Here is a 13475-nt window from a genome sequence, read left to right on the forward strand (position 1 = left end):
CAGGAAGTACAGAAAATAACTGGGATGAGTTAATTGTATTAGATTCAGATGGTGTTACCAACTTAAATGCAGCAACACCTTATGGCGCAGCAGGAGATTTAACAGGTTTACAATTTACTTCATCAGGAGATACAATTACAGTTGGAGTAACATCAGATGGTTCAGGTATTAGTTGTACATCAGATCCTTGGAATTTTGATGTATTTTGTTTAGATACCACAGCCTTACCAAACTGTAATGCGTCCTTAACAGATCCATTAAATGGAGCAGCAGGTGTAAATGAAAACACGAATTTAACCTGGTCGGCAGCTAGTATATTTGTTACAGGTTATACCTTATATATGGGTACAACTCCAGGAGGAACAGATGTTTTAAATGGTGTAGATGTAGGAGATGTGTTGACTTACAATATTCCAACTACCTTAGATTTTTCAACTACATATTATGTAACTATTATACCTTACAATGATAATGGTAACGCCATTAATTGTACGGAAGAAAGTTTTACAACTAGAAATGATCCCAATCAAATAATCGATTGTAGCGCCAATCAAGTTGTTAATACAGTTCATTGTTATGATAGTAATGAGAATGAAGGTGTTATGGCATTTAACTTTGCTAGTAATGATGGTTCGCCATTATATATAGTTTTCAATTCAGGACAAGTAGAGAATGGATGGGATGAATTATTTATTTTAGATTCAGACGGGACAACTAATCTTAATGCAGCAACGCCATATGGCGCAGCAGGAGATTTAACAGGTTTAACATATACATCTACAGGAAATTCATTAACAGTTTTTGTAGAATCAGATGGAATTATTAGTTGTCAAAGTCAAGGATATACACCTTGGGATTTTGATGTTGGTTGTGTAGATACAACAGCTTTACCAAACTGTAATGCCTCTTTAACAAGCCCTTTAAATGGAGCTGTTGATGTAAGTGAAAATAACGATTTAACTTGGAGTCCAGCATCAGTATTTGTTACAGGTTATACGCTTTATATGGGAACTACTCCTGGAGGAACAGATGTTTTAAATGGCGTAGACGTAGGAAACGTATTAACTTATAACCCAGGAACTTTAGACTATTCAACTACATATTATGTAACCATTATTCCTTATAATGATAATGGAGATGCTACCAATTGTACCGAAGAAAGTTTTACAACTAGACCAGATCCAAATCAAATAATAGATTGTGCAGCAGGTCAAATCTTAAACACGGTTTTCTGTTATGAAAATGGAATTCCAATGTGGACAGAAATTTTCAGTTTCCAAAGTTCAGATGGCAGCCCATTAAATATGACCTTTAATTCAGGAACAATTGAGACTTGTTGTGATACGATAAGAATTGAAGAAGGAGATGGAACACTTATTTATCAAGGAACTGGAGTTGGTGGAGATTTAGCTGGTCTATCATTTTTCTCAACAACAGATAGAATGGTCATGTTTTACGAAGCAGATGGTTCTATAAGTTGCAGTAGTGGATCTCGAGTAGAATGGGATTTTGATGTATCTTGTTTTGACCCAACTGCACCACCAAATTGTAATGCTGATTTAGTTGCACCTGCTGATGGTGCCACAGATGTAGCTATTAATACAACCATAACTTGGTCTCCAGCATCTATAATAGTAACTGGTTATACCATTTCTATTGGTACTACACCAGGAGGAACAGACATTGCTGATAACGTTGATGTAGGGAATGTATTAACTTACAATCCAGGAATTTTAACTAATGCAACGTTTTATTATGTTACCGTTACACCATATAATGATAATGGATTAGCAATAGATTGTATCGAGCAAAGTTTCAAAACAGTTTGTATTCCACATGTAGTGACTTTTAATGCAATAGGTGATTGTATTACCGATCCGGAAAATCCAGATTTTATGTTAGAAGTTAATATAGCAGATTTAAGTGGTTCGGCATCTATAATAGTTTCAGACGATCAAGGTAGCCCAAATCAAACAGCTACAGCTCCTGGAATTATTACCATGGGACCTTATGCTGCAAATACAGTGGTTACCATAACGACAATAAAATCTGATGATGATACGTGCGATGTAATAAGTAGTCCTATAACATTTATTTGTCCACCACCACCTAATCCTTGTTCAATTATTTATGCAGGAGAAGATGTTACTATTGGTTGTGAAGAATCAACAGATTTAACAGCTAATTACCATTTATTTGGTCAAGATACAAGTACTTATATTATTAATGGTTTAGATGCGTGTCCACAACCTTCTACAGTAGGAGGAACAGGAACAAGTATAAATACTGATGATGTATGGTCAGAAGTATTAGAAATAGGTTTTGAATTCTGTTTCTTCGGAGACACTTATAGCCAAATCCTTATAGGTTCAAATGGTGTATTATCTTTTGAATTAGAAAATGCTAATGGAGGCAACGGCTGGGCTATGGCAGCAGGTGACTTATTACCTAACAATACAAATCCAACTTTAGCAGAAGCAAATATTTTTGGAGTTGGTCATGATATTGATCCCGGTGTTTGTGGAAACATAAATTACTTAGTAATAGGTTCTGCTCCATACAGACAGTTTGTTGTTAACTTTACAAGTGTTTGTCATTTTAGTTGTAACTCTATAGAATCAAGTAGTCAAATAATATTATATGAATCTTCTAATAATATAGATGTAAATATTTTTGATAAACCAACTTGTAGTTCATGGAATGGAGGTAGAGCAGTTGTAGGTGTTCAAAACATAAATGGAACAACAGCTTTTACTCCTCCAGGAAGAAATACTGGAGTATGGACAGCAACTGATGAATTCTGGAGATTTGCACCTTCTGAAGGAACACCAAATTACTCATTAGAGTGGTTTGATGGAACTACATCTATAGGAAATACAGATACTGTTACTGTTTCACCAACTGTAACTACAACTTATACAGCATCCGTTACTTATGAATTATGTACAGGAGGCACTGCAACAATATCAGATGATGTAACTGTAACTGTTATTACTGATGGGACAGATGATCCTTCATTTACAATGACACCAACTTGTGATGGTGGAACAGCTACTATTACTGGTACTCCAGGTGGAACTTTTGAGTTTGATCCTGTGCCTACAGATGGAGCAGTTATTGATCCTGATACAGGAACAGTTACTGGAGGTACTCCAGGAGAAACATATACCATTAAATATGTTGTTTTAACAACAGGAACATGTCCAGCTTCAAGTTTCGAAACGGTTACAGTATTAGATGCTGAAGATGCATCATTTACTATGACAGCAGATTGTACTGAAGCTACAGCTACTATAACAGGAGATACAGGTGGAACATTTGCTTTCAACCCAGAACCTGGAGATGGAGCAATGATTAATAATACAACTGGTGAAATTACTAATGGTGTTCCAGGAACAACCTATACAGTTGAATATACAACTTCAGGTTCTTGCTCTACAGTAAGCACCCAAATGGTAACATTACTGCCAGGTGGAGATGCATCATTTACTTTAACAGCTAATTGCTCTGGAGCTACTGCAACTATTACAGGAGATACAGGTGGGACATTTGCTTTTAATCCAATACCAACAGATGGAGCAACTATAAATCCTGTAACGGGAGAAATTACTAATGGAGTAGTTGGAACAACTTATACAGTTGAATATACAACAGTTGGAACTTGCCCAACAACTAACTCTCAATCAATAACAATTCCTATTGCTGAAGATGCTTCATTTACTATGTCTGCAACATGCGATGGTGGTACTGCAACAATTACAGGAGATACTGGTGGAACATTTGCGTTTAATCCTTTACCTGGAGATGGAGCAACTATAAATACTGGAACTGGAGAAGTTACTAATGGAACTCCTGGAACCACTTATACTGTTGAATATACAACTTCAGGTCCTTGTCCTTCATCAAGCACTCAAATGGTAACTGTGCTTGGAGTTGAAGATGCTTCATTTGCAATGACACCTTCTTGCTCTGGAGCTACTGCAACTATAATAGGAGATACAGGTGGTACATTTGCATTTAATCCTTTACCAACAGATGGAGCAACAATTGACGCTTCAACTGGTGAAATTACAAATGGAGTCCCAGAAGAAACGTATACTGTTGAATATACAACTTCAGGACCTTGTCCAGAAACTGGTTCAGGAACAATTACTTTATTAGCTAGTACTGAAGATGCATCGTTTAGTGCTACGCCTACTTGTGATGGAGCTATAGTAACTATAACTGGTGATGCTGGAGGAACATTTATACTAAATCCACCACCACAAGGTGGTGCAGTAATAAATCCAGTTACAGGAGAAGTAACAGGTGGTGCACCAAACACATATTATACAATTGAGTATACAACTTCAGGGCCTTGTCCAGTTACAAGTGATGAAACATTTTTAACAGAAACATGTGTCATTCCTCAGGTAATTACACCTAATGGAGATGGCTCTAACGACAGTTTCGATTTATCTGGATTTGATGTAAATAGCTTAGAAATATTTAACAGAAATGGTATTAAAGTTTACAGTAGAACCAATGGATATCAAAATGAGTTTTTAGGTATTTCGGATAAAGGAGATGAATTGCCAACAGGTACTTATTTCTATGTAATGAAATATCGAGGAGACGAAGTAAGATCGGATTGGGTATATATAAATAGAGAGAAGTAAACTAACACAACCAAATTATTATAATGAAAAAACTATATATAATTCTCGTATTCTTGTTTGCAATACAAATGCAAGCACAACAAGACCCTCAATACACACAGTATATGTATAATATGAATATTGTAAACCCTGCTTATGCTGGGTCTTACGATGGCGTAGCTATTGGCTTGCTTTACAGAAGTCAGTGGGTTGGGTTAGACGGTTCACCAAATACTGGTACATTTAATGTTAGTGCACCAGTTGGCAAAAGAGTTGGTGTTGGACTTTCTTTTATAAATGACCAAATTGGTCCAGTTATTGAAAATAATGTCTATGCAGATTTTTCTTATACTCTACCTATAGGAGGAGAGAATAAGTTAGCTTTTGGTCTTAAAGCTGGAGCCACATTTCACGATATTGGTTTAACTGGATTAGATGCTATTGATCCTAACGATCCATTTTTACAGACAGATGTAAATGAAGTAACACCCAATTTAGGTATAGGTGTTTATTTATATCAAACAAATAAATATTATTTATCTGTATCTATGCCAAATATGTTAAACTCTGTTCATTTAGATTCTAATGGTTATAAGATAGGTTCTGAAACACAACATTTATTTGCAGCTGCAGGTTACGTGTTTAGCCTTTCAGACAATTTTAAACTAAAACCAAATACCATGTTTAAAATGGCTATAGATGCTCCTTTGAGTTTCGATATCAATGCCAATTTATTTATGTATGATTTAGTTGAGGTTGGAGTTGGATATCGATTAGAAGACTCTTTCAGTGCTATGGTTAATTTTTTAATTACGCCTAATTTAAGAGTTGGATATGCTTATGATAGTGTTGTTTCTGATTTAGATGTTGCTACATCTGCATCGCATGAAATTTTTATTAATTTCGATATTCCACTATTAAAGAAAGTATCACGTTCACCTCGTTATTTCTAATTACTTAAGCTAAACATTATGAAGAATTTAAAAATATTTTTTACACTTATATTAATGAGTAGTTTAAGTTTAACTGCTCAAAATAAAGACACACAAATTGCAGATAAGTATTTTGCAAAATATGAATTTGTTGAGGCTATTGAAGCCTATTCCAAATTAGTAGAAAAAGGAAAAGGTAACGAATATGTTTATGCACAATTAGCAGAAGCAAATTATAATATCTTTAGCACTACTGAAGCTGAACAATGGTATGCAAAAGCACTTGAATCTAATCAAGACCCAGAAATGATTTATAAATACTCTCAAATGCTAAAAGCAAATGGTAAGTATGATGAATCTAATAAATGGATGAAAAAATTTGCCGATGCAAAACCAAAAGACGATAGAGCTAAAGCTTTTAAATCTAACCCAGATTACATTCCAGGTATTTTAGAAGGCGAAAAACTTTATGAACTTTCAACGTTAGAATTTAATTCTGAATTTTCAGATTATGGAGGTACTGTTAGAGATGGTAATCTTTACTTTTCATCTGCAAGAAATAAATCTAGACGTAATTACGGATGGAATGAAGAACCTTACTTAGATATTTATCAAGTAGCTTTACTTGATGCTCAAGAAGCAGAATTGTTAAGTGGTGATGTTAATACAAGATATCATGAAGGTTTAACATCTTTTAGTCCAGATGGAAACACTATGTATTTCTCTAGAGAAAGTTTCTTTGAAGGAGATTATGAAAAAAATAAAGAAGCAAAAACTAAGAAAAGTCTCTTATATTTATTTTCAGCTAGCAAAGAAGGAGATAAATGGGGAAATGTGCAGCCACTAACTCTTAACAACAAAGAATATTCAGTTAAAAGCCCATCTGTTAGTAAAGATGGTAAAACACTTTATTTCGCATCAGATATGCCTGGAGGAAAAGGTTTATTCGATATATATAAAGTAGCAATTAATAGTGATGGTTCTTTTGGAACTGTTGAAAATTTAGGTGAAAAAGTAAATACAGAAGGACAAGAAATGTTTCCTTATATAAGTGATAAGGACATCCTTTATTTCTCATCTAATGGTCATTTAGGTTTAGGTGGACTAGATGTATTCCATACAACCAAATCTGGAGATGTTGTAAACGCTGGTGTGCCAGTAAACAGTAATGCAGACGATTTAGCTTTTACTATTAATGAAGAAACAGGAGAAGGTTTTGTGTCTTCTAATCGTGAAGGAGGTAAAGGCAACGATGATATCTATGCTGTAAAACGTTTAATGCCTTGTTTAGTGGACTTAACAACAACAGTTGTAGATAACGTTACAAATAATCCTCTAGCAGGAGTTGCAGTAACTATAAAAGACGCTAGTGGTCGTGTTGTAGCTAATGAAACATCTAATAATAACGGACAAGTAAAATATACGGTTTCTTGCGATAAAACATTAGAAATTTCAGGTGTATTAAAAGATTATCTAAGCAACTCTATTACTTTCTCAGGTAGTAAAGATAAAGAAGCATCATTACAACTTAATTTAGATCCTATTGAAGTAATTATTGTTGAAGACAAGGTTGTTTTAAACCCTATTTACTTTGAATTTGATAAATCAAACATTACTGAGCAAGGAGCTTTTGAATTAGATAAATTAGTTGCAGTTATGACTAAATACCCAGAGATGGTTATTTTAGCAGAATCACATACAGATAGTAGAGGACCTGCAAGTTATAACGAAAGACTTTCAGATAGACGTGCAAAATCTACTGTACAATATGTTATTTCTAAAGGCATTGACGCTAGTAGAATTTCAGGTATAGGAAAAGGAGAAAGCGAACCAAAGATTGATTGTGGTTCTAAATGTACTGAAGAAGAATATCAAACAAACAGACGTTCAGAATTTATTATTGTAAGTGGAGGACTGTCTGATAAATAAAATATAATATCAAGCATAAAAAAAGCCTTGCTAAATTTTAGCAAGGCTTTTTTATTATTTAATTTGTTTACCATTTTTATCAAAAAAATGATATTCTAAGTATGTGTAAGCATCTCTTGGTAAAACTTTAACCCATTTTTTGTGTTCAAAAAACCATTTTGAACGAATAGATGGAAAACCTTTTGTTAAAAAGGCTGCTATAAAAGGATGTGTGTTTAAAGTTACCTTTGTATAGTCTTTTTTAAATAATTGCTCCAGATCGTAATTTATCTTTTGAACTAAACTAATTGGTGCTTCAACTTCTTCGCCATTAGAACCATTCGGATTATCCTCTCTGGTTTTAATGTTCATTTCTGGTCGAACACGTTGTCTTGTTATTTGTATTAATCCAAATTTACTTGGAGGCAATATTTTGTGTTTAGCTCTATCGTGTTTCATTTCATCTCTTAAATGATTGAAGAGCTTTTTTCTGTTTTCAGCTTTATTCATATCAATAAAATCAACCACAATAATTCCACCCATGTCTCGTAGGCTTAATTGTCTAGCAATTTCTGATGCTGCAATTAAATTTACTTCTAAGGCAGTATCTTCTTGGTTGTTTTCTTTGTTTGATCTATTTCCACTATTTACGTCAATAACATGTAAAGCTTCTGTATGTTCAATAATAACATAAGCTCCTTTTGCCATTGAAACAGTTTTTCCAAAAGACGTTTTTATTTGTCTTTCAATTCCAAACTTTTCAAAAATTGGAACATTAGATTGATATAACTTAACTATTGATTCTTTTTTTGGTGCAATTTCCTGCACATAATCTTTTATTTGAATGTAAAGCTCTTCATCATCAACATGAATACTGGTAAAGGAGTCGTTAAAAATATCGCGTAATATGGACGATGCTTTATTTAGTTCTCCTAATACTTTACTTGGATGATGGGCTTTGTGTAGCTTTTTACACATTGCGGTCCAACGACCTAACAAATTTTGTAAATCTTTATCTAGTTCGGCTACTTTTTTGCCTTCAGCTACAGTACGTACAATAATACCAAACCCTTGAGGTGTAATACTTTTTACAAGGCGTTTTAATCTGTCTTTCTCTTCTTTGCTTTCTATTTTTTGAGAAATAGAAATTCTGTCAGAAAAAGGTACTAAAACAATATACCTTCCAGCAATAGAAAGCTCTGAGCTTATTCTAGGGCCTTTAGTAGATATAGGTTCTTTAGCAATTTGTACTAAAATAGACTGATTTGATTTTATGACATCGTTTATTTTGCCATGTTTATCAATATCTTTTTCAAATGGGAATTTGTTAAGAGTAAAATCTCTTAGTTTACCTGTGCTTACACTTTTTGTGAATTTTAAAAATGATGGGAGTTTAGGTCCTAAATCATGATAATGTAAAAAGGCATCTTTTTCGTAGCCTACATTTACAAAAGCAGCATTTAAACCCGGAACAGCTTTTCTTATTTTAGCAATAAACACATCGCCAACAGAAAAGTTGTTACTTCCTTCATCCTTTTGTAATTCAATTAATTTTCCATCTTTTAATAAGGCAAAATCAACATGTTCTGAACTAGATCGAATAATCAATTCTTTATCCATTTTGTTAATTTTTATCCATACAATTAAGTACAGATGGATGATACAATATTTTTTATCTAACTATAATTTTTATAGCCAGATACAATACCATAAATAATGAGTTGACTTGATGCCAAAACATTAAATAAGATATTTCACAGGATTTTTTAAATCCGTGGAGTTAAAAAACTACGAAAGGTCTAAATCGTGTTTTATAAACTCATGTCAAAGAACGTTTTTGTTGTAAAACCAAAAAAGTAGTTAGATAACTACTTTTCCGACTTATTTCTTCTTTTTGTGACGATTAGCGCGTCTTCTTTTTTTACGCTTGTGCGTTGCCACCTTGTGTCTTTTTCTTTTTTTACCACTTGGCATAAGTAATGCTTTTTAAAAATTAATATTATGGGTCTTATTTAACCTCTACGTTTGTTTTAACTCCTTCTACAAATACTTTTGCAGGTTTAAATGCTGGAATGTTGTGAGCAGGAATTTTTATTGTTGTGTTTTTTGATATATTTCTTCCAGTTTTTTCTGCTCTAGTCTTAACTATAAAGCTACCAAAACCTCTTAAATATACATTATCTCCACTCTCTAAAGAAGTTTTTACTTCTTCCATAAATGTTTCAACAGTTGCCTGAACATCACCTTTTTCAATTCCTAATTTTTCAGAAATTTTTGCTACTAAATCAGCTTTAGTCATTTTAATTTTATTTAAGTTACTATTAATTATTAAAGGGATGCAAATATAGGAATTTAAAATTCAATATTTCAAACCTAATTCATTAAAATTTAAGATTATAAACGTTTATTTTTGTCGCTTATATATATTTTTAATGTCTGTAGCTAAAACTTTAACATACTGGTACTCAATTAATAAACGCGATTTCCCATGGAGAAACACTTCAGATTCATATAAAATATGGCTTTCAGAAATTATATTGCAACAAACACAAATTAAGCAAGGGCTGCCTTATTATGAGGCTTTTATAAGTCATTTCCCTACTATTTTCGATCTTGCAAAAGCTAAAGAAAGCGATGTTTTAAAACTATGGCAAGGGTTAGGTTATTACTCTAGAGCCAGAAATTTACATGCTACAGCAAAATATGTTGTTGAAAATTTTAATGGCCATTTTCCAAACACTTATAAAGAGCTTATTAAACTAAAAGGTATTGGAGATTATACGGCAAGTGCTATTGCTTCTATATGTTTTAACGAGCAAACAGCTGTTCTAGATGGAAATGTGTATCGATTTTTATCTAGATATTATGGAATAGACACACCTATTAATACAACAACAGGATTTAAAACGTTTAAAACTTTAGCCCAAGACATTCTTGATAAAGATAATCCAGCAGAGCACAATCAAGCTATTATGGATTTTGGTTCCAGACAGTGTTCGCCTTCAAGCCCAGATTGTTCAATATGCCCTTTTAATAAAACATGTGTAGCTTTTAGAGAAGGATTAGTATCAACTTTACCAATAAAACTAAAAGCTAAAAAACCAGTTAAAAAATATTTTAATTTTTTAGTTTTTGTTTCAGATTCTGGTGAAACTATATTAGAAAAACGTAAGGAGAAAGGTATTTGGAAAAATCTGTATCAATTTCCTTTAATAGAAACTGAGAAAGATACAGATTTGAATATGCTGAAATCTAAATTGAAAGCATTTACATTGTTAAAAGATTTAGATTACGAGCTAACATTATTTAATGATAAAAATATAGTTCATAAGCTGTCTCATCAACACCTTCATACTAAATTCTGGATTATAAGCATAAAAAAACTACCTAATTCTGGGATACCATTAAATAGAATTAGAGATTTTGCTGTTCCAGTATTAATTGAAAAATTTATTGAGGACTTTAATTTTTAATGCTTTAACAAATTCACTCATTATTTTTTATTAATTTTAAAGAAATGAAAAGCAATTACGTAATTTTGCTGATTATTAACATATAAACATATTATGTCTGGAACTTTAAATAAAGTCATGCTTATAGGTCATTTAGGAGATGAAGTAAAAATGCACTATTTTGATGGTGGGAACTGTATTGGTCGTTTTCCTTTAGCAACTAACGAAACTTACACAAATAAACAAACCAACGAGCGTATTACTAATACCGAATGGCATAACGTAGTTGTAAGAAATAAAGCAGCAGAAATTTGCGAAAAGTATTTATCTAAAGGCGATAAAGTTTATATAGAAGGTAGAATTAAAACCAGAAAATGGCAAGACGAAAGTGGTAACGATAGATATTCTACCGAAATACATTGTACAGATTTTACTTTTCTTTCTACCAAAAACGAAAGTGGAAGTAGTCAACCAGCAAATCCAGGCTCTCAAAAACCTACAGAACAAAATCAATCAAGTAATCAAATTGAAGAAGGTAATGACGACCTTCCATTTTAGTTAAATATAGTTTAATTTAAGATACATTCATTGGATCCAGAACCCACGAGATTTTATTCATTAATGCTAACATTTGATTTTTCAATTGTTTTTGGTTTTGTATTGCTAATCTTTTTGCTATTATGCTCAGCACTTATTTCTGGAGCAGAAGTAGCACTTTTTTCATTAAACAGAACAGATTTAGAAGAAGGTTTAGAAGAGAACCCAAATACGTTTAAAATAATTATAAAACTTTTAGAAAGACCTAAAAAACTATTAGCAACCATATTAGTAGCAAACAATTTTATAAACATAGCTATTGTTATTCTGTTTGCTTATTTAGGAGAATATATTTTTACTGGAATTACACATCACATTTTAAGGTTTGTAGTAGAAGTTGTTGTTATTACTTTTTTAATCCTACTTTTTGGAGAGATACTCCCTAAAATTTATGCCAGTAGAAATAAAGTAAAATTCTCAAACTTTATGGCATATCCACTAAAAGTTTTAGATGTATTTTTTTCTCCTATAAGTTTACCAATGCGAAGTATTACTTTAGGTATTCATAGTAAGTTAGGTAAGAAAAAATCTAATTTAAGTGTCGATCAGCTTTCGCAAGCATTAGAGCTAACAAGTGAGCATGATACTACTAAAGAAGAGCAAAAAATACTTCAAGGCATCGTGTCTTTTGGAAATACAGACACTAAACAGGTTATGCGTCCTAGAATAGATATTTTTGCTTTGAATATCAATCAGAAATACCTAGATATTATACCAGATATTATTAGTCATGGTTATTCCAGAATTCCAGTATTTGAAGATAATATCGATACCATAAAAGGAATTCTTTATGTTAAAGATTTATTGCCTTATATAGATAGAAAGCAATTCGATTGGACAACTCTGTTAAGAGAACCATTTTTTGTTCCAGAAAACAAAAAGTTGGACGATTTAATGGCCGAATTTCAAGAAAAGAAAGTTCATCTTGCTGTAGTTGTAGATGAATATGGTGGCACTTCTGGTCTGATTTCTTTAGAAGATATTATTGAAGAAATTGTTGGGGATATTAGCGATGAATATGATGATGAAGGTTTAGTGTATTCAAAACTAGACGACAATAATTTTGTGTTTGAAGGAAAAACAGCATTAAAAGATTTTTATAAAATTATAAAACTTGAAAGCGATACTCTTTTTGAAGAAAAAAAAGGAGAAGCTGAAACTATTGCAGGTTTTGTTTTAGAGATCTCAGGAGGTTTCCCAAAAACAGGAAGTAAAATAAATTTCGAAAATTACGTTTTTACTATAGAGTCTTTAGATAAAAAACGCATTAAACGTGTAAAAATAACTTTGCCATAATCAATGAAAAATAGTTTTTTAATTTTATTTATACTTGTTATTTGTTTGTCTTGTGGTCAAGATCCTGTCCCAAAACCTAATGCACATTTAAGGTTAGAATTTCCAGAAGCAACTTATCAAGATTTAGATTTACAACTTCCATTTACTTTAGAGCGAAATCAAATAGCTACCAACGTTGACACTAAACAAATACAGGGTCCAACAGAAAGCTACGGAGTAACGTTACAATACCCAAGCTTAAAAGGTTCCATTTATCTTACTTATAAAAGCATTGATAATAAGGAAGAAAATTTAATTGCTTTTTTACGCGATGCTCAAAAATTCACACAAGAACACACAAAAAAAGCCGATGAAATTGTAGAGCAACTTTATGAAAATAATGAACGACGCGTTTATGGCATGATTTACGAAGTTGGTGGCAATGCAGCTTCACAGTCTCAGTTTTATGTAACAGATAGCATCAATCACTTTTTAACAGGCTCACTTTATTTTTACGCCAAACCTAATTACGATTCTATTTATCCAGCAGCTAAATATCTAGAAAAAGATATTAAACATATTATGGAAACTGTTACTTGGAAATAAAAATGATTTGTCATTCAGAGCAAAGCGAAGAATCTCAATCTCTAGATTATTAAAATAAAAGAAAGAGT

The 13475-nt window shown here is 32.4% G+C and carries 9 protein-coding genes; 7 read left to right on the forward strand and 2 right to left on the reverse strand.

Annotated features, from left to right (window positions below):
• The 3 genes from LX78_RS06845 to LX78_RS06855 form a co-directional block, all read left to right on the forward strand.
• Positions 1–4658 (forward strand): T9SS type B sorting domain-containing protein (locus LX78_RS06845; protein ID WP_185117705.1); only part of this gene is annotated, 4658 nt, incomplete at its 5' end.
• A 23-nt stretch (positions 4659–4681) separates the two neighbouring features.
• Complete coding sequence (locus LX78_RS06850) at positions 4682–5590, forward strand: PorP/SprF family type IX secretion system membrane protein (protein WP_109681927.1); 909 nt, start codon at positions 4682–4684, stop codon at positions 5588–5590.
• Positions 5591–5608: 18 nt separating this feature from the next.
• On the forward strand, positions 5609–7498 hold the full coding sequence (locus LX78_RS06855) for an OmpA family protein (RefSeq protein ID WP_109681928.1): 1890 nt from the start codon (positions 5609–5611) through the stop codon (positions 7496–7498).
• A gap of 54 nt (positions 7499–7552) precedes the next feature.
• Here the strand turns inward: LX78_RS06855 and LX78_RS06860 are convergent, their stop codons facing one another.
• Both LX78_RS06860 and LX78_RS06865 read right to left on the reverse strand, forming a co-directional pair.
• Positions 7553–9097 carry an Rne/Rng family ribonuclease gene (locus LX78_RS06860; RefSeq protein WP_109681929.1) on the reverse strand — a complete coding sequence of 515 codons (1545 nt, stop codon included), beginning with the start codon at positions 9095–9097 and terminating at the stop codon, positions 7553–7555.
• A 388-nt stretch (positions 9098–9485) separates the two neighbouring features.
• Positions 9486–9776 carry an HU family DNA-binding protein gene (locus tag LX78_RS06865; protein ID WP_109681930.1) on the reverse strand — a complete coding sequence of 97 codons (291 nt, stop codon included), beginning with the start codon at positions 9774–9776 and terminating at the stop codon, positions 9486–9488.
• A gap of 133 nt (positions 9777–9909) precedes the next feature.
• Between LX78_RS06865 and mutY the strand changes: the two genes are divergently transcribed.
• From mutY to gldD, 4 genes are all read left to right on the forward strand, one after another.
• Positions 9910–10950, forward strand: coding sequence for an A/G-specific adenine glycosylase (mutY, locus tag LX78_RS06870; RefSeq protein WP_109681931.1), 1041 nt, complete (start codon positions 9910–9912; stop codon positions 10948–10950).
• A 93-nt stretch (positions 10951–11043) separates the two neighbouring features.
• Entirely contained in the window at positions 11044–11487 is a 444-nt protein-coding gene (locus tag LX78_RS06875) for a single-stranded DNA-binding protein (RefSeq protein ID WP_109681932.1), read from the forward strand.
• A 30-nt stretch (positions 11488–11517) separates the two neighbouring features.
• Positions 11518–12822 carry a gliding motility-associated protein GldE gene (locus tag LX78_RS06880; RefSeq protein WP_170109816.1) on the forward strand — a complete coding sequence of 435 codons (1305 nt, stop codon included), beginning with the start codon at positions 11518–11520 and terminating at the stop codon, positions 12820–12822.
• A 3-nt stretch (positions 12823–12825) separates the two neighbouring features.
• The gene (gene gldD, locus LX78_RS06885; RefSeq protein WP_109681934.1) at positions 12826–13407 is read left to right on the forward strand and encodes a gliding motility lipoprotein GldD; all 582 of its coding nucleotides are present in this window, start codon (positions 12826–12828) and stop codon (positions 13405–13407) included.
• Positions 13408–13475 lie beyond the last annotated feature (68 nt).

Source organism: Xanthomarina spongicola, from assembly GCF_003148645.1.
Taxonomy (GTDB): domain Bacteria; phylum Bacteroidota; class Bacteroidia; order Flavobacteriales; family Flavobacteriaceae; genus Xanthomarina; species Xanthomarina spongicola.

Excerpts from the sequence above, each read along its gene's own strand:
- LX78_RS06860 (WP_109681929.1), bottom strand. The coding sequence starts at position 9,097 with ATGGATAAAGAATTGATTATTCGATCTAGTTCAGAACATGTTGATTTT.
- LX78_RS06850 (WP_109681927.1), top strand. The coding sequence starts at position 4,682 with ATGAAAAAACTATATATAATTCTCGTATTCTTGTTTGCAATACAAATG.
- mutY (WP_109681931.1), top strand. The coding sequence starts at position 9,910 with ATGTCTGTAGCTAAAACTTTAACATACTGGTACTCAATTAATAAACGC.
- LX78_RS06875 (WP_109681932.1), top strand. The coding sequence starts at position 11,044 with ATGTCTGGAACTTTAAATAAAGTCATGCTTATAGGTCATTTAGGAGAT.
- gldD (WP_109681934.1), top strand. The coding sequence starts at position 12,826 with ATGAAAAATAGTTTTTTAATTTTATTTATACTTGTTATTTGTTTGTCT.
- LX78_RS06865 (WP_109681930.1), bottom strand. The coding sequence starts at position 9,776 with ATGACTAAAGCTGATTTAGTAGCAAAAATTTCTGAAAAATTAGGAATT.
- LX78_RS06855 (WP_109681928.1), top strand. The coding sequence starts at position 5,609 with ATGAAGAATTTAAAAATATTTTTTACACTTATATTAATGAGTAGTTTA.